Annotated in this window: 21 protein-coding genes; 4 read left to right on the forward strand and 17 right to left on the reverse strand. The window is 69.4% G+C overall.

Annotated features, from left to right (window positions below):
• Positions 1-8: 8 nt before the first annotated feature.
• From QEG98_RS27940 to QEG98_RS27960, 5 genes are all read right to left on the reverse strand, one after another.
• Positions 9-416: a hypothetical protein gene (locus QEG98_RS27940; RefSeq protein ID WP_316563464.1), complete on the reverse strand. Its 408-nt coding sequence runs from the start codon at positions 414-416 to the stop codon at positions 9-11.
• Entirely contained in the window at positions 413-1,930 is a 1,518-nt protein-coding gene (locus QEG98_RS27945; RefSeq protein WP_316563465.1) for a DUF4055 domain-containing protein, read from the reverse strand. Before QEG98_RS27945 ends, QEG98_RS27940 begins: the two co-directional genes overlap by 4 nt.
• Positions 1,931-2,141: 211 nt before the next feature.
• Positions 2,142-2,642 carry a Mov34/MPN/PAD-1 family protein gene (locus QEG98_RS27950; protein WP_316563466.1) on the reverse strand — a complete coding sequence of 167 codons (501 nt, stop codon included), beginning with the start codon at positions 2,640-2,642 and terminating at the stop codon, positions 2,142-2,144.
• Between the two features lie 118 nt (positions 2,643-2,760).
• Positions 2,761-4,257, reverse strand: coding sequence for a hypothetical protein (locus QEG98_RS27955; protein ID WP_316563467.1), 1,497 nt, complete (start codon positions 4,255-4,257; stop codon positions 2,761-2,763).
• Positions 4,254-4,850, reverse strand: coding sequence for a terminase small subunit (locus tag QEG98_RS27960; RefSeq protein ID WP_316563468.1), 597 nt, complete (start codon positions 4,848-4,850; stop codon positions 4,254-4,256). The genes QEG98_RS27955 and QEG98_RS27960 overlap by 4 nt, the downstream gene beginning before the upstream one ends.
• On the opposite strand from QEG98_RS27960, the gene QEG98_RS27965 reads away from it, so the two are divergent.
• A complete protein-coding gene (locus QEG98_RS27965) occupies positions 4,831-5,169 on the forward strand; it encodes a hypothetical protein (protein ID WP_316563469.1) in 339 nt (112 codons plus the stop codon). The genes QEG98_RS27960 and QEG98_RS27965 overlap by 20 nt on opposite strands.
• Before the next feature lie 27 nt (positions 5,170-5,196).
• Here QEG98_RS27965 and QEG98_RS27970 read toward each other — a convergent pair whose 3' ends face one another.
• The gene (locus QEG98_RS27970; RefSeq protein WP_316563470.1) at positions 5,197-5,553 is read right to left on the reverse strand and encodes a hypothetical protein; all 357 of its coding nucleotides are present in this window, start codon (positions 5,551-5,553) and stop codon (positions 5,197-5,199) included.
• A 507-nt stretch (positions 5,554-6,060) separates the two neighbouring features.
• On the reverse strand, positions 6,061-6,741 hold the full coding sequence (locus QEG98_RS27975; RefSeq protein WP_316563471.1) for a hypothetical protein: 681 nt from the start codon (positions 6,739-6,741) through the stop codon (positions 6,061-6,063).
• Positions 6,742-7,216: 475 nt separating this feature from the next.
• On the opposite strand from QEG98_RS27975, the gene QEG98_RS27980 reads away from it, so the two are divergent.
• On the forward strand, positions 7,217-8,044 hold the full coding sequence (locus QEG98_RS27980) for a hypothetical protein (protein WP_316563472.1): 828 nt from the start codon (positions 7,217-7,219) through the stop codon (positions 8,042-8,044).
• A gap of 209 nt (positions 8,045-8,253) precedes the next feature.
• On the opposite strand, the gene QEG98_RS27985 is transcribed toward QEG98_RS27980, so the two are convergent.
• Both QEG98_RS27985 and QEG98_RS27990 read right to left on the reverse strand, forming a co-directional pair.
• Complete coding sequence (locus tag QEG98_RS27985) at positions 8,254-8,931, reverse strand: sigma factor (protein ID WP_316563473.1); 678 nt, start codon at positions 8,929-8,931, stop codon at positions 8,254-8,256.
• A gap of 531 nt (positions 8,932-9,462) precedes the next feature.
• Positions 9,463-9,954: a hypothetical protein gene (locus QEG98_RS27990; RefSeq protein WP_316563474.1), complete on the reverse strand. Its 492-nt coding sequence runs from the start codon at positions 9,952-9,954 to the stop codon at positions 9,463-9,465.
• Between the two features lie 62 nt (positions 9,955-10,016).
• On the opposite strand from QEG98_RS27990, the gene QEG98_RS27995 reads away from it, so the two are divergent.
• Positions 10,017-10,202, forward strand: coding sequence for a hypothetical protein (locus QEG98_RS27995; RefSeq protein WP_316563475.1), 186 nt, complete (start codon positions 10,017-10,019; stop codon positions 10,200-10,202).
• Between the two features lie 92 nt (positions 10,203-10,294).
• On the opposite strand, the gene QEG98_RS28000 is transcribed toward QEG98_RS27995, so the two are convergent.
• From QEG98_RS28000 to QEG98_RS28030, 7 genes are all read right to left on the reverse strand, one after another.
• The gene (locus QEG98_RS28000; RefSeq protein WP_316563476.1) at positions 10,295-10,780 is read right to left on the reverse strand and encodes a hypothetical protein; all 486 of its coding nucleotides are present in this window, start codon (positions 10,778-10,780) and stop codon (positions 10,295-10,297) included.
• A 114-nt stretch (positions 10,781-10,894) separates the two neighbouring features.
• Positions 10,895-11,470 carry a hypothetical protein gene (locus QEG98_RS28005; RefSeq protein WP_316563477.1) on the reverse strand — a complete coding sequence of 192 codons (576 nt, stop codon included), beginning with the start codon at positions 11,468-11,470 and terminating at the stop codon, positions 10,895-10,897.
• A gap of 194 nt (positions 11,471-11,664) precedes the next feature.
• Complete coding sequence (locus tag QEG98_RS28010) at positions 11,665-12,084, reverse strand: hypothetical protein (RefSeq protein ID WP_316563478.1); 420 nt, start codon at positions 12,082-12,084, stop codon at positions 11,665-11,667.
• A gap of 40 nt (positions 12,085-12,124) precedes the next feature.
• A complete protein-coding gene (locus QEG98_RS28015; RefSeq protein WP_316563479.1) occupies positions 12,125-12,412 on the reverse strand; it encodes a hypothetical protein in 288 nt (95 codons plus the stop codon).
• Entirely contained in the window at positions 12,409-13,059 is a 651-nt protein-coding gene (locus QEG98_RS28020; protein ID WP_316563480.1) for a hypothetical protein, read from the reverse strand. The genes QEG98_RS28015 and QEG98_RS28020 overlap by 4 nt, the downstream gene beginning before the upstream one ends.
• A complete protein-coding gene (locus QEG98_RS28025; RefSeq protein ID WP_316563481.1) occupies positions 13,056-14,273 on the reverse strand; it encodes a DNA adenine methylase in 1,218 nt (405 codons plus the stop codon). Before QEG98_RS28025 ends, QEG98_RS28020 begins: the two co-directional genes overlap by 4 nt.
• A complete protein-coding gene (locus QEG98_RS28030; RefSeq protein ID WP_316563482.1) occupies positions 14,270-15,484 on the reverse strand; it encodes a DEAD/DEAH box helicase in 1,215 nt (404 codons plus the stop codon). Before QEG98_RS28030 ends, QEG98_RS28025 begins: the two co-directional genes overlap by 4 nt.
• 42 nt (positions 15,485-15,526) lie before the next feature.
• Between QEG98_RS28030 and QEG98_RS28035 the strand changes: the two genes are divergently transcribed.
• Positions 15,527-15,682 carry a hypothetical protein gene (locus QEG98_RS28035; protein ID WP_316563483.1) on the forward strand — a complete coding sequence of 52 codons (156 nt, stop codon included), beginning with the start codon at positions 15,527-15,529 and terminating at the stop codon, positions 15,680-15,682.
• A 313-nt stretch (positions 15,683-15,995) separates the two neighbouring features.
• Here QEG98_RS28035 and QEG98_RS28040 read toward each other — a convergent pair whose 3' ends face one another.
• The gene (locus QEG98_RS28040; RefSeq protein ID WP_316563484.1) at positions 15,996-16,367 is read right to left on the reverse strand and encodes a hypothetical protein; all 372 of its coding nucleotides are present in this window, start codon (positions 16,365-16,367) and stop codon (positions 15,996-15,998) included.
• Positions 16,368-16,377 lie beyond the last annotated feature (10 nt).

The following is a 16,377-nucleotide window of genomic DNA, read 5'->3' on the forward strand; positions in this document are numbered from 1 at the left end:
CCCGTCCACTATGGACGGGGCGCAGGGCCCTGCGAGCGTCGCTGGGCGCACGACTGCGCGGCCGTGAGCCCCAGCACCAGGAGCCCGGCCACGAGGGCACCGCCGATGCGCAACAGGCCACTCACCCGCGGTGCAGCTTCCGTCTCGGCCATGTCAGGTGTGGTTGCCCCAGGCACCGCGACGCCCTCCACCCTTGCTCCATCCTCGAGCGACTTCTCGATGACGGTGTCCCGCTGCTCGTGGATGGCCGCCCAGATGTCTCGGCCCAGGGGCTCGGCGAGGGTGATGGAGGTACGCGCGAACCGCCCGCCGTCGGGCTCTTCGCCGTAGCGGAAGTTCTCGTCCAGGACGAGGACGACGCGCCCCTCGGCATTGCGCTGCACCTCCCAGCTCCTGTCGAGGCGAACGGACGTCACGCGGCACCTCCAGCCGGAACAACTGGACCAGCGCCAGGCACCTGACCGGCTCCAGGGGCGCGCCCCGCTCCGAGCGCAGAGGGCGCCGGTCGGAAGGTGCCGAGGGCCGGGCCCTCCGCCCCCAGGCTCTCCGCGTCCAAGGTCGCGTCGAAGTCCGGCGCGAGGACGCCGCGGCGCTTGAGTTCGCCGAGGAAGGCCTCGCGGGAAATCTCCCGCGCCGCCCGGGCCTTAAAGAGGACGTCCAGGTCCTGCTTGTCCTGCTCCGTCAGCCCGAAGTCGGTGTGCACCTGCACCTTCAGCGATGCATCCGGCACCTGAATCTTCAGCCACTTGGCCGCATAGTGAAAGCCCAGCTCGAGCGCATCCCCGAAGCTCTCCGCCATGGCCTGGAGCTCGCTCTGGCTCTTCGCCTCGTTGATGGACGTCTCGGTGGCCGTAGGCGTGCCCGAGCGCTTGACGAGCAGTTCGATGCCGAGCGCTGCCATCTCGTCCTTCAGGTCCTCCAGGTCCTGCCGGCCCGCCGCGATGGCCGCCCCGGTGTGCTCCACGTAGTAGAACTTCCCCTGCGGGTTCTCCGTGGTGAGGAGCGTGCTCGGGCCGATGGTGAGCTTGCCCCTGTTCTCGCTCGGCCCGTCGTCACCCTGCCCCTCTCCACCGGACGGAAGTGTGATGCCCGAGGCCGCGAGCATCGGGAAGCGCGCCACGGTGAGGACGTGACGCTGGTCACTGGACGACTGCCAGTGCTCGACGTTCTTGTGGGCCAAGTCCAACAGCGGCGGGCGCGTCTGCATGAGCCCCTTGCGCTCCCCGGCGTACCAGGTGACGAGGGGGATGAAGCCCAACTGGTTCGTGCCGCTCGCCACCGACTTCCACGCGTTGTCCTCGGTGCGCTCGAACACTTCCCACTTGTCCGGCTCCAAGACGCGGATGCGCTGCACCGTCACTTCGTCGTAGCCCTTCCGGCGCACTTCCGACTCGTGAATGCGCACGTGGGTGAGGTGCTCCACGCCGTCCACCACCTCGGCGTAGGCGGCAACGAGAGACTCGGCGGGAATGTGGACGAAGTACGGCCTGGCGCCCGCGCGTTGCTCATCCTCCAGCGTCTGCACCTTTTTCGGGTCCACCTCGGGGAAGTCGACGAGGAAGTGGGTGAAGCCCTTCGCCAGGCCGTCCGCGAAGACAGGGCGCGCCCACGCGGTGACGTCGTGCCCCTGCCGGTCCACGTCATCCGTCAGGACGCGCAACTCCTGGGGTGAGGCATCCCCCAACCGCACAGGCTTGCCGAAGGGCTTGGCGGCGAGGCTTCCCACCACCTTGGAGAAGAAGTTGAAGAGGAAGGTGCGGTTGAGCCGCGCCCGGTACTCCCGCTTCGTCTCGCGGGGGTGCCTGGGCAGGTGCCGTTCCCCTGCCTCGCGCATGGCCCGGGTGCCGCCCATCAAGTCCAACACCAGCTGCCAGTCCGGCAACATGGCCTTGTACGCGCTGCTGGGCGCATTCACCTTGCTGTCCGCCACGTCAGGCCCTCCCCTCTTCCGCGTTGCCCCGGCGCCGCAGGTGGACGTAGGCCCAGGTGGACGTAGGCCAAGCGCGTCAGCCGGAGGTGACGCGGGTCATCCAGGTGCGCGGTGAGGCGCACTACCCCCCAGACGGAGTCACGCCGGGCCACCCGAGGCAGGCCTCGGCCACGCAGGCGCCGGCCACTCCCTGGGCGATGACGGGCGGCCTTCACTGGCCACCTCCCGTCATGCGCAGCGGGGCGTCCTCGCCGCACACCACCGTGAAGAGGGCCGCCTCGAAGGACGCCATGCCCGGCGGGCCCGCCAGCAGCAGCTCCAGCACCGCAGGCATCGCGGGGGTCAGCGATTCGCGCACGGAGGCGAGGTCCGTGGCGGACAGCGCGGCATGCCCGCCCGGGTGCGTGTGCCAGTCGCCCAGGTAGCGCAGGCGCGGCCACACGCGGCGCACCAGCCGGTTGTTGTGGGCGCCGTCGCCCTCGAAGGTGTAGCGGCCGTGCTTCGCCTTCGGCCCCGGCCCCGTCACCGCGAGGACGTGGGCCTCGCCATCCACCACCTGCCCCAGCAGCATGCCGCCCGTCTCCAGCGGCGCGGCAGCGCACGCCAGGCGGGCCGCCTTCGCCACCGCCGACTGGGACAGCCACGCCCGGTACCCGTCCGCCACGTACAGGGTGGCTGTCCTCTCCGCGGGCTTCGCACACGCGCCGGGCATCAGTACCTCCCCACGTTCATGGTGTTGGACGTCGTGCCCAGCATCAGCTCCGTCAGGGCCCACACCTCGGCGTCCAAGCGGTTGGGGCTCCAGTCCGACTCGCCCGGCACCCACGTCGTCAGCTCGTCCTCGAGGGCAGCCGGCGCCCCACGTGGTGGGCCGTGCCGCGCTCGAAGAGGGCCGCCACCGGCTCGGCGCGCTTCGCCTTCCCGCGCGAGGCCGTCACCACCTTCACCCGGACGTGCTTCTTCATCTCCCGGGCCTTCACGCGGACGTTCGTCTCCACCATGTCCCCGCCGAAGTTCTTCTCGCCGACGACGGCGTCCGCGTTCTCCTTCTCGTAGACGGCCAGTGCCTTCGCCGCCCACCCCTCCGCCGAGTACTTCCCGGAGTCGTCCCGCCACACGTAGGCGTGGCCGTCGCTGGCCTTCCCGGCACAGACGATGCCCACCTCGTCGTTGTTGGGCCCGTCCCCGCCGGCCGGGTCCACCGCCACCACCACGCGCAGCATGGGCAGAGGGTTGCCCTCCGCATCGCGCGGCAGTTCCTTCACCCGCGTGCGCTCCAGCACGTCCACCGTCCACAGGGCGCCCACCGCGGCGGCGGCGAAGGCCTCCTCCACCGTCGCCGGGTACTCGCGGCGGAAGTCGTGGACGCCCTTCTCGTAGACGGCAATCTTCCCGCGCCGCCACGCCAACTGCTCGTCGTCCAGCTCGTAGCCGTGCGCCTTCCGGCAGAGGGCGGCGTACTTCTCCTCCTCGGAGGTGCGCTCGAAGCCCGCCGGCACCGGGGAGCGGTACTCCGGCTGCCAGAACCAGGGCACGAAGATGAGCTCGTAGTCGCCCTCCCCCGCCAGGGCCGCCATGCACAGCCGGTGGAAGAGTCCCTGGGGCCCGTCGCTGGTGGACTCGAGGATGACTTCCGTCCCGGCTGCGTTGGGCACCGCCTCCAGCACGCCGCGCATGTGGGTGGCGGCATTCGGCCAGAAGGCCACCTCGGAGCCGTGGAAGTACTGGATGGTGCTGCTGCGGCCCGTCCCCTTGCTGCCCGCGGTGCCCACCTTGTAGCCCGAGGACAGCTTGTCGAAGACAATCTCCTTGGCGTTCGAGGCCCCCAGCGACGGGCGCACCAACTCCGGGCAGTTGTCGTGGTACCGCTTCGCCATCTCGAAGACGTTGGCGGTGGCCGCGTCCTCGTGGGTGAGGATGAAAGCGCGCACGCCCATGCGGTGCGACACCTTCCAATAGAAACGCGCCTCCACGTAGGTGGTGCACCCCTGCTGGCGCCCCTTGAGAATGATGGCGCGCACCCTCCCCGTGCGCTTGAGCTGCGCCTCCAGCCTCTCGTGGATGTAGAGCTGGGCCGGGTTCAGCTTCAGTGACGGCAGCTCCCCGCCAGTCACCTCCTTGGGGCGGATCCGCAGACACTTGGCCGCGTAGTGCTGGAAGTCGTCGCGCAGGCGCTTGCGGATGGCCTTCTCGCGCGGCGACAGCTGCGGCTTCTTCTGGGCCGGCTCGGTCCGCCCGTCGCGCGAGCGGAGTTCCCGGGGGCGCCGGCCACGCGCCAGCTGCTGGTGGAGAGACGGCCGCGGGCCGGTGGGGCGCGCCGCCATCATTCCAGGTCTCCCAGGGCGTCCTCGTGGGACACCTTCACGTCGCCGCCCAGCTCCACCTTGTCGGTGAGCATCTTCAGGTACTTCGCCAGCAGCTCCAGCCCCTTCTCCTTGGACCAGAGCTTCAGCTTCGTCACGGTGCCAATCTGGATGCGGTCGGAGCCCTTGCCCTCGTACAGCTCCTCCACCTCGATGCTGGAAATGGCCCGGCGGGCGTCGAGCGGCATGGCCCTCAAGTCCAGGACGCCACCGCCCTCGCCCACCATGTCGCCGACGTCGGAGAAGGCGATGCGCCGCAGCTCCCGCAGCACCTCGGCCACCTCGACGGTGACGGCGTCCTTCACCGCCTCGTCAATGGACGCCTCGGCAGCCTCGATGGCCGCCAAAACCTTGGGAATCCTTAGCAACTTCGAGGCCGTCACCTCGGCGGAGTGCTCGGAGTAGCCGGCCCGGATGGCGGCCTGTTTCCCGTTCCCGTCGACCAGGTACTCGCGGACGAAGGCCCGCTGCTTCGCCGTCAACTCGTCGCGTGACGACTCAGCAGGTGCCGTCTGGCCCGCGCTGGAGCTGGGCTGCATGGAACGCTTGCTTGCCACGGGGAGGAGTCTCCCGGGCAGCGTGGACAGCGTCCGCCGTCATATTCGCAGGGGTCAGCCGCAGGTGATGTACTCGCTGCAGGCCTACCTTGGAGTCCTCGTGTCCGACCTTCTCTACTGCCCCTGGTGCCGCGACTGGTATCCCCGGGGAACGAACCACACGTGTCTGGGCAAGAAGGAATACCTGCGCCAGGAGAAACTGCTCGAATCCTGCTCTCACGAACAGGCGTTCAAGATCCCCGGAAAGAAGCGCTGGACCTGCAACGGGTGCGGCGTCGATCTCCCCCAGCCTCCGCAGAAGCCCCAGACGGACTCGTAGCGTGCCTACCTACGTCACGCCGCAGGTTCACCCTTGCTCGAGTCCCCAAAGGTCGAGCTGCGCAGACGTAGGCGCCTTCCGGACCTGCGGATGTCGCTTACGCACCGGAGGAGACGGCTCAGCGCCTGCGTAGGCCAGGGCTGCCTTGCGGAGCCTGTCCCGGGCCTTGGCGAAGGCTTCGTCATCGTCTCCGGCGTCTGCGTAGGCCAGGGACGCGGCGGTGAGCCTCTCCCAGGGCGTCTCATACGTCGGGGCCAGCGGCGCCGACATCGACTGGCCCCGCGTCACCCGCTTGAGGTGCGCCCAGCACCGCTTGTGCCGAGGCGCTGCCGCGTTGCGACAGTCGGCCTCGGAGCACTGGGTGGGTTGGGAACAGGAGGGCATTGGCGCTTCCAGTATCACCCAGCGGATGACGGCGCACGAGAGGCAGCCCAGACGGAAGATGCAGAGCCCATGCACGCGCCCTGCATCTTCACGCTCCGAGCCATTGCCTGCCCCCTGAGCATGCGGGCTGCTACCGACCGGTACTCCGGAATCGGAGCAGCTTTGCATCCCGCTCGACCTTCTGCCGCATTGCTTTGAACGAGGGTTCGTCGAGATCTCGCTCCATGTCGCGCAAGACATGCTCGTCAACGACGGAGGGGTCTGCCGCGCGGCCGCGTCGGCGCATTGCCATCATGTTCGCTCTGCGCGCGTACTCCCTGCAGCTCTCTTCGAGATCCATCGCCTGCCTTGGCATACCGCCTCCCTACGCACTTGCGAGCGTCTAGGTCATGACGTTGAACGGCCGGAATGGCGGCCCAACCCACACCGCCTATGCCTATCGGCTGAAACGATTCAAGCCCCCTCGGCCACGACTTGAGGGCGGGGAGCGCGCGCGAGACGCAGGACCTACGTAGCGGGCTCGGCATCTCGCGGTGCGTCGAGGTCCCGGAGCGCCGCCTCCAACCACTCGACCTGCTGGCGCTGGAGTTCGTCTGACACCTCGTCCGCCCTTAGCTCGTCCAGCGCGGTTTGGAGCCTCCGTCGCTTGGCGGCGGGCGTCTTCAGTCCCGCGGCCTGCTCCAACGCCGCCACCACCTCCACGGACGAAGCCTCGTTGAGGAGCTGCGTCTTCGCCTCCTCCGTCCGCAGCGACTCCAGCGCGCGCTGGACCACCTTCCTCCGGCCGGCGGGCCCCTTCGCCTCCCACAGCCCCGTCACCGCATGGGAGATGATGGTGGCCTCGGAGGGCGCCTTGTCCGGGTGCACGACGTCCAGTTTCACGCCGAACCGCCCGCTTCCCCTTTCCCCGCGGGACCAACCCCCAACGATGGTGGCGGCGCAGGCGGCTACCTCGCCCCGCCCTTCCATCTCCTCGATGATGGGGCGGAACGCCACAGCATCCGCCCGGGACAGGTACCCCACCAGGCGCCCCTCGATGACGACGGCCACGGCGTTCGCGTCGAAGCGGTTGGCGCGCTCGCGAACCAGATGGGCTGTCGTGGCGATGCGCTGGCTCCGGTCCGTCCGCTCCGCTGCGAGGGCTTCCAGCGCCTCCTGGTAGTGGGACTCGCCGACCACCTCAACCACGGCCCCGCGCGGCAAGGAAGTCAACTTCCTCTGGGGCACGCTGGGAGGCGCTGCAGCAGCGCGGCGACGGGTCAGCCATCTCCCCAAAAGGTAGACGCACACGCCACACACCGCGGCGAACGATCCGAGAAAGCACAACAACTCCATGGACTCCCCCACCTCACGATGAACGAAAGGCCGGCGACCATAGGGAATCCGGAATCGGCACGTCCAGCATCGGCGACGACACGTGACAGACGAACACAAGGCTACAGCCAGCAATTCACCTCGTACCACCTAATGCTCTACATAGATGCAGGCCACATCTCACGACACTGCGAGCCTGCCGACACCAGCGGGTCTAATACGACCCCCGCAAACTCAAATCCAACCAGCGTCTCTCCTTTATAGACAAATCATCTAGGCACACCTTCGAGCGCCACATACAATGGCCTCGCAGCATCCACCTCTCTCACAACAACACCCCCAAAAACACATGACCATTTCCGTCGCAATCAAGACAGGCTCTGCAGTCGTATTCGCATCGGACAGTAAGGTCACAGTCTCTGCCCCGACAGGACTTGATCCAACAGGCAAACCGGTCTTCGTCAGCCAATCATACGACAATGCATTCAAAATCGTCCATGACACTAGCCAGTCCGCAATGGCCATGTTTATCGGCGCCGCAAACATTGGCGCAGGAAGCGCCATGTCATACTTCTCACGACTAAGCCTATCTCTCGACACTACTCCAGAAAAGCAAAATTCCAGAGTCACGGCCTTCACGCAAGATGTCGAAACCGATCGTCACTCGTATTGGAGCTCTTCTGGGTTGCCTCGAGAAAAATGGCCGGGACCAATAACAATCCTGGCAGCCCCTCCGACTGGCGCGCTAACGCCACGCGTCTGGCGACTTGATTTCACACACCAAGGAACACACCAGGAAATACTACCTATCCCCGGAGTCTGGCTAGAAGGTTCAAGCCGCCAAGCCTTCAACCTGCTCTACGGTATCGACCCACCAGTCATCGAATCCATCAAAAATGAACTCGAAGTGGATGAAGCCGAATGGAACGGCATTTTCGAGAAAACCCTGATTGCCCGTCCAGTCAGCCAGATCAATTTCTGGACAATGCCACTCCAGGACGCCATCGACTTTGCCGTACTTCTCGCGAGAACACAAATCGAGATGGAACGATTCCTCCCTGGACCGGCAGTATGCGGAGGACCAATCGACGTAATGGTTATGGAGATGGCTCCAACACCAATGATTAGGTCCTTCCCGGGGAAAACCATCCGCCATCCGATATACAGAGGAGGCTGAGCGAGTACTCTTCAGCATCATCGCCAAGCCAGATTATCGGGAGATCGACGCTGCGATTTGCCGACGGAGCCCGGGGCACGCTCGACTAGGCGCATCGCGCCAGTCGCGCCCACCTGCACCACGGAGGCACACGCCCTCTTCGGCGCCGCGCCGGCGCCGCGGTGGCGACAAGGGCAGCTCGATCTGGATGGGGCGCGCGCACGCCATGGCTACCCTTCCGCCTCTGCGCGGACCTCGGCGGCCCAGGTGTCAAAGGCAGGCTGGATTCGCAGCACGATTTGCCGGACAGCTTCGCGCGTGGTGAGTCCGGACTCGGACGCGAGCATCTCCAGCGTCACACCCTCAAAGCGGTAACGAAGGAAGATGGCGACGTCCCTCCGGACACGTGCCCGCTGGGTGCGAGTCGGCCTATCGCTCAGCTCCGCGAGGCGGAGACGCATCAGCGCCTCGGCTGCCTGGGCCATGAGGCGCTCACCGTCCCGGGCCTCCAGCCCATCCTCCGCCGGGGTGTGGGTGAACAGGTCCAGCCGCGTGGAGTCCGCCTCCTCGTCCTCCACTGCGGATGACGGCTGGTCGAGGCTCCACTCCCGCGGCGGTACCCATTCCCCTGCCGGGAGCGGCACGACGCGGGAGCCTCGCCTGTCGTACTTGCCGAGAAAGCTCCGCACCCACCAGAGGACGTAAGTGCAGAACTTCCCCAGCTCCGGGTTCCACGTCTGGGCCGCCCGTGCCACGGCGAGCCGCGCCTCCTGCAAGACGTCCTCGTCCTGCCGTCGGAGGTGCCTGGCCCGCGCGAGGTGCCGGTGGGCCAGCATGAGGGCGTACCCCTCCCACTGGAGGCACAGCGCCTGCTGCTCGTCGGTGAGGGGCTTCGCTGCGCACGTCACGGCCTGCTCCTGTGGACATTGGGGGTTGCGAGCTGCGCCCAGGACTTCGCCGGCGCCGCCTTCCCGGGGGCCGGGGCCGGCGCTCCTTCTTGGCCTTGGCGGCCGTCCGGGCCTTGGCCACCGGCAGCAGCGGCACGGGCGGCGGGGGCGGCTGCACCGCGTCCTTGGCGCGAATGGCCACGGCGAGCGGGTCATCCCCCCATGCCATCTCCACCACCACCGCGGCCGGGCCCTGGACCTGCTCATAGTCCCACCGGACCAGCGGCGAGGCGTCGTCCAGCCGGAGCTGGCGGGCCACCTCGTCGCGCACGGGCTTCAACGCGGCCGGCAGGTTGTCCCCGCCGTCCAGCAGCCGCGGCGACACGCGGGTGAGTCGCACCACCAGCAGTGCCGGCGCCGTCCACCCGGGCCAGGCCTCCGCAGTCTCGTCCCGCTCGTCCCGGACGCGCCGGGCCCTGGCGTGGTGGTGCTCCCGGGTGTTGGTGGGGTTGACGGTGCCGGTGGGCACGGTGAATTCGATGCGCGAGCAGCTCAACGGAGCACCTCCAGCACCACGCGCACGGCCCACTTCCCGGACGCGCCCCGGTGCCCGGTGATGATTTCTGCCAGCACCTGGGCCTTCCACACCTCGGACGGCAGCCACCCGCCGGCGCTCCCTGCGTTGCAGTCGTACACGTACAGCTCTCCTTTCTCCCTGTGCAGGCCCACCCAGTGCGTGTGCCGGTACTGGGCGCGCTCCGGTGCCGCGTCCCACGTGCCCCGGAGTTGGACGAAGGCCACTCCATGGACGTCCCCCTGGGGCATGCCCTGGATGATGCGGTGGCGCGCGCCCTGAGCAGCGAGCGCGGCGGCCATAGAGGTGGGCGTCGTCCAGGGCTTCGCCGGGAAGCCAGCGAAGGCCCGGCGCACGGCGGCGAGCGGCACGCCCAGCACCGCGGCGAGCGCTGACGGACCGCAGTTCGCCTTCCAGCCGTCGTTCGCGTCCCAGAGGTCCGGCGGCGTGTAGAGCCCAGGGCACGTCACTGGAGGCTCCTGTAGAATGCGGTCGTGGGCGCTCCAGCCCACGAGCATGGGGGACCACAGCCATGGCCGGCAGCAACGACAGCGCCGAAAAGACCGACTGGACGAAGGTGCGCAAGACGTGCCGGAAGTGCGGGAAGGAGAAGCTGGTGGTGCCCGACTTCGGACTCATGACGCTGGGCGGGCAGCCGTCCTACCCTCAGTCCATGTGCAACGTGTGTCGCATCGCCATCGTGACCAGCCACCTCTGACGTCATGGCTTCAGCCCTCCGTCCCGGATGCGCTCGTGCGGCAGGCATGTGCAGGCGCACCGACTCCTCCAGTTCGGGGTGCTTGCGACACGTCATGAAACGGCCTCCTCGGACACCACCTGTCCATCATGAGAGAGAATCAGGACGCGGCCCTTCCACCTCTCCGCCCGGCACAGCGCCACCATGGACCGCGTGCCCTTGCCCAGCCCCGGGTCCGTGTGCGCGGCCACCCAGCGCACCGTCCACCCGACGCGGGCGTACCCGCGCGCCGCCTCGCGCATCACCTCGTTGCGCAGTGGGCCTGCTATGCGCCCCTGCGTCTTCCAATGCGCTGGGAAGCGGTCCACCTCCTCCACCTGGAAGTCGGGCCACTCCACCGCGCACGCCACTTCCCACAACCGGTCCGCCCCCACGGCCGCCACTGGGTCGTCCCTGCGCCTGTCACCCGCACCGTGGATGAGACGCGCGCCCCGGATTCCCGCGAAGCGGCGCACGTAGGCGCGGAGCGCTGGCAGGTGCGCCACCGTGAGTCCGCTGCTGCCGCACGCGAGGAGGGCCAGCCGGGCGCAGGCCGTCATTGAGTGCCTCCGGCGTGGGCGGCGGCCGGCCAGCGACGGTCGCCCGGAGCTCCAGCCCCAGGGTGCGGACAGCGGCATTGAGCGCCGCGCCACCGAAGTCCTCGTCCAGCAGCGTCAGGGCGAACTTGTCCGGCGCCTCCAGCACGAGACAGCCCCCGGCCAACTCGACGGCGCGGAAGCGACCTTGGAGTTGCCCTGCGGCGTAGGCGGGAGCCCCGCCAGCCTCGCGCATTGCCCCCAGGACACGGCCCCACGCGATGCCTGCGGGCGTGTCCTGCACATCGAGCGCGGGCGGCGCCTCCCCTCGTCCCACGTCGGCGCTCGCCCGGCGCCGTGCCTCCGCGGGCGTCTCCTGCGCAGGCGCCGCGCCGTCGAGCTGGCCGGGGATGTGCCGGCGCCGGTGCCGCTGCCCTCACGCGCCCCGGTGAAGCCGACGACGGCGCACACGGGCTTGCACCGGTGCGCCCACGCGTCCTCCAGCCACGCCAGCCACGCCCCGCGCAGGCGCTCCTCGTCGCCGCCCACCGCGGTCAGCGCCTCGGCGTACCACGTGGCCCAGTTCGCGGGCGGACGCTCCGGGATGGCCCCCGGGAAGCGGATGGAACGCTCCTCCTGGGTCCACGCGAAGAAGAGCTTGTCGGGGCTGGGGGTGACGGGCTCCGCCCGCTTCCGGGCTGGCGGAGGGGCCACCGGGGCTGGGGCAGCCGGCGGGGGCGTCACGCTGGCCGCGTCACGCTCGGGCTGCGTGACGGTCGGCGTGACGGCGTGACGCTTCCTGCGTGACGGTCGGCGTGACGGCGTGACGCTTCCTGCGCCCGTAGCTTCAGCAGCAGCTTTTCTGTCTCTGTATCTCTGCGACCTAACAGCAGCCTGAAGACGTCTTCTTACTGCTGCTGGATCCTCCCCTCTTCCCCCTCCACCGTGACGGCGTCACGCTTCGTCACGCTTTCCGTCACGGTGGTGCGTGACGCGTCACGCACGGACTGCGTGACGCTGGGCGTGACGGACACCTCGGCAGGGCGCGCCGCCAGTACCTGGGCCAGCAGGTGGGAGGTGTGCTCCGCCAGCGCGTGGGCCTCGCGCTCCTGGGCGAGCGCGGCGCGCACCTCTGCCAGCTCCTCGCGGAGGCGCTCCACCTCGCCCCGGGCACACGCGCAGGATACGGCCTGGAGGTCGGCGAGGGCAGGCACCGAGGCGCGCTCCTCGCGCGACTGAAGGCCCATGCGCGGCGGCGGGATTACCTGGGCGGCGAGTTCGTCGGTGACGACCCGGCCGTTGCCCAGGCGGCGGTGGCCGGGAGGCACCGGATTCTCGTCGGGGGTGGGTTCGCGCAGGGGGCCATGTCTACGATTCCTCGGTGGAGACGGGCACGGTGGAGAGAAGGGGCGGCGGCACCAGCACGCAGGGCGGGCGCATGCAGCAGGTGGGCGGGACGGGCTGGCTGCGGCACCCGGCACGCCAGGGGTGGCCGTGGCGGCAGGTGGGCCACGGGCCCGGGTAGGCAGCCTGGACGGCAGCGCCCGCGGCCGTGGCCCCGTGCGGCGCCAGCTGGCCGGACTCGGTGAGGCTGGTGCCCAGCCGGACGGCACCGCACACGTGGCAGGTGGTGGCGCGGAGACGGAGGCAGCTCAAGAGTGAGCCTCCTGGTGGCAGGCGTGGGGCCCGCAATCCGGGTTGAGGCAGCGGAAGGCCTTGCACGAGGGGCACGGCGTCATGGCCCGGCGGCAGCTGCACAGGCGCAGCAGCTTGTCCTTCAGCGTCGGCGCGGGCTCGCGTTCCAGGGCCTTCGCCGAGCGGGCGCTGAAGTCGTCCCAGAGCGCCTTCGTCGCATCCCGGGCGGCCTTGTACCCGGCGCGCACCGCGGCGCGGACGTCCTCGGGGAGTTCCCAGCACTGCGCCACTGGACCGGGCTCAACGGGCACCAGCTCAGGCAGGCGGATGACATCGGCCAGCCACAGCCCCACCGGCCCCACGTACCAGCGAGACTCGCGGGGGACATCCGGCCACTGGGACACGGCCGCCACCCGCGCCACCGCGAGCACCGTGCAGGTGTGGACGTCCTCTGGAGCGAAAGGCCGAATCCCTCCGTGGACGTCCATCCAGTGGGCGATGCCTTCGTCGTACTCGCCCGCGCATACCGCGACGTAGCCGCCCAGTGCCTCCGCCGGAGGGGCCACGGACAGGTTCACCACGGGCGCCGTGCCCAGCTCCACGCTTCGCGCGAGGGGCTGGGGCACGGTGACGGCGAGCAGCGGCTTGCGCGTGGTGCAGGTGCTCATCGAGGACCTCCGGAGACGCGAGCCAGCGGAAGCCCGTGGAGCGGGTCCTCCGCCGGGGCCAGGCAGCCAGGGCTGAACCAGATGCGCTCACGCAGAGCGTTCTCGTGGTTCCCGCGCGCGGCCGCGTACCCGCCCGGCGCCTTCCACGCGACGCAGCGCCAACTCGCGGGCATCTCGTGCTCACCCTCGTAGCCGCAGAGGGCAATGCGCAGGCGGGGGTTTTCGCCGTTTGCCAGCGCCCACTCACGCACGCGATGGGCTACCTGCAGGTCCTCTTCCGCGTAGATGCTGGGGTCGCGCCCCGCGGCGTCGGAGTACGGTGGGTCCAGCAGCACGCCCGTCACGCCGATGCGCTCCGTGACGTTGGGCGAGAGGATGCGGCTCCAGTCTCCACAGCAGACGCGCACGTAGCGCAGCCGGTCCGCCAGGGCCTGCATCCATGCGTGGAGCCCGCCCTGCTTCCCGGTGGCGTGGATGCCCATGCCCGACGCGCCACCGTCGCCCCTCACCAGGGGCATCTGGTTCGACAGGCCATGCACGCCCCGCCCACCGCGGCCCAGGCTCGGGCGCTTGCCCCACTCCGACGCTCGCCCCAGGTCGCGCAGGCGCTGCGCATGCACGCCGATGCCGTCCGTCAGGTGTGGGCGCTGCTCGTGCTCGGACGTCGCCTTCCCGCGCACGGCGAGCTGGTGGACGCCCCGGCCCGGCTTGTCGAGCATCGGCCGCTTGGCGTACTCCGCTGTCGCGATGCCGCACGTCTTCTCGGCGCCGGCGGCGCCCTGGGCCTCCCAGGAGGGCTGGGCGCACCAGCCGCTGCCAATCCACTGGCAGAGCCCCCACACCCACCAACCGGCGACGCGCGCGTCGAAGTACTCGGCGTCCTGCCGCATCCGCTGCCGGAACTCCACCTGGGCCACCAGCCAGCGGTGGCGCGCGTGGAGGTCCGCCTCGTTGACGGGCCAGTCCGCGTGGTGCGCCACCTCGTCCGGCGCCGCGGACAGAGCCCGCCAGAAGTTGGCGAGGTAGCAGTCCAGGTCGTTGACGGTTTCCACGCCCGGCGCGGTGGGTCGGGCCAGCAGAATGGCGAGGCTGCCGGCGAACGGCTCCACGTAGTTGGCCACATCACCGAATGCTGCCCAGACGAGGTGGGCAGCGCGGCTCTTCCCACCGAACCAGGGGAAGGGAGCTCGGAGCGGAGCGCAGGGCGTGGTCATGCCGCCCTCCGGTTCTTCAGGAAGGCCTCGGCCAGGCGCCGGACGCGATTCTCATCCGTCTCCAGGCGCTCCATGAGGCTGGCCTGCGGGTCGCGGATGCCCTCCATCTGGTCCCGCTTGATGCCCAGCACGTCCGCCACCACCGGGTCCGAGCCGCTGTCGGACACGAGGAAGTAGGCCATGACGGGGTCCGTCTGGCCGTCCCGGTGCACGCGGCCGCACGCCTGCTCATGCACGCCGGGGCTCCAGTCAAGCTCGCCGAACACCACCGTGCGGCAGCAGTGCTGCAAGCCGTCCAGGCCCGCGCCGGCGCGCAGGGACATGATGAGGATGGGCGTCTGGCCGGACTTGAAGCGCTGGGCCTCCGCCTCCTTTTGTGCGGGCGACTCCTGCCCGGTGAAGATGGCCGGGGAGTACTCCTTCAGCCGCTCCCGCCAGATGCTGTACACCTCGTGGTGCCAGCCGTAGAGGAGGACGCGCTCCCCGTTCTCCACCAGCATGCGGACGAACTCGGCGACGAAGGGCGCCTTGCTGATGCCAGTGGCCTGGCGCAGCCGCCAGGACAACTCGCCCGAGGCGTGGAGCCTCTCTTCCGGCTTCACCCCACCCTGCGCCAGGATGATGCGGGCCAGCTCCGCGGCCTTGTCCTCCACCTCGTCCAGGACGCGCGTGTCCGCCTCCACCGTGTGGATGTCGCGAGTCAGCGAGGGCAACTCCCGCCCCACGTCCGCGCGGGTGCGGCGCAGCATGAGCCCCGCGTCACGCAGGTAGGTGCCGAAGGCGCGCGGGTCCTTGAAGGACAGCTTGTCGTCGACTCCCGTGCACCACTCGCGGCTGAACTCCTCGCGCGTGCCCAACACGCCCGGTTTGACGCAGTCCAGGACGTGGAACATCTCCCCGCCGTAGTTGTAGATGGGCGTGGCGGACAGCCCGATGACGAAGTTGACCCGCTGGGCGAGGAAGTGCGCCGCGCGGTACTTCTCGGAGTCCGGCCCGCGGCGCAGCTCCTGGCACTCGTCGAACACCACGGTGCGCACGCCAGCGTTGACCAGCGTCTCCGCCCAGCCCGACAGCTTGTGGTAGTTGAGGACGAGGACGTCCGGCCAGGGCAGCTTGCGCCCGCCGCGGCCCCGTGTGACGTCCTCCGGCGTCGCCTTCTTCGCGATGTGGACGCGCAGGCCAGGAAGGAAGCGCGCCAGCTCCTCTGCCACTGCCGGGGCAGGTGCGTCAGCGTCACCACCACCGCCGGCAGCGTGCGCTTGTCGGTGAACGCGGTGAGGGCCGAGGCCGTCTTCCCCAGGCCCACGTCGTCCGCCAGCAACAGGTTCCGCATGCGGAGGAACATGTCGGCCGCCCGGCGCTGGTACTCGCGCGGGGGGACGTTCATCTGGAACTCGGGCGGCTGGTAGTCCGCGGCGAGCAGCTCGGCCACGGCCGCCTCGCGCCGGACCTGCTCGCGCGCCCCGTGCTTGAGGAAGTCCTTCGCGTCCTTGCCCTGCACCTCCAGGGGGAAGCGCTGGATGAACCACTCCAACTCCCGCGCCGTCTCCGCGGTGGCCGCGAGCAGCACCTCGCCCACGTCCCCCTTGTTGACGCGGTCGAAGACGCGCTTCAGCCGGAGGGACACGTGGGGCTCGCACTGGATGACCCAGGCAGGCCGCTCGCCGCCGCGCGTCCCCAGCTTCCGCTTCTCCAGCCGGACAGTCCCGAAGCACCTGGTGCTCACAGCAAGCCTCCTCTCAGCACAGCGACACGCACGGGCTTGCCGCGCATGTGCGCGGGCATGCCGTCGTGGTGGGAACGGGTGGTGACGAGCAGGAGGCCGTGGACTTCCTCCCGCTCCGCATAGTCCAGGAGCTGCCGGGTGACGGCGGAGACGCTGCCGTCCACCTTCACCTCGACGCCAAGGGCGCCCACCATGAAGTCGATGCGGCCGGCGCCCCCCAGCACCACTTCGCGCTGGAACGGCAGCTCCGCTTCGGTGAACACCTGGGCCAGTGCCTGTTGAAGCTGCGCCTCACCCACGCACCGGAAGCGGTGGGCGGTGACGAGCGCGCGCAGGTGCGCCAACTCTTCGAGAAGGGGCGTGCTCACGAGGCGTACC

It is taken from the genome of Myxococcus sp. MxC21-1 (assembly GCF_032612255.1).
GTDB lineage: Bacteria > Myxococcota > Myxococcia > Myxococcales > Myxococcaceae > Myxococcus > Myxococcus virescens.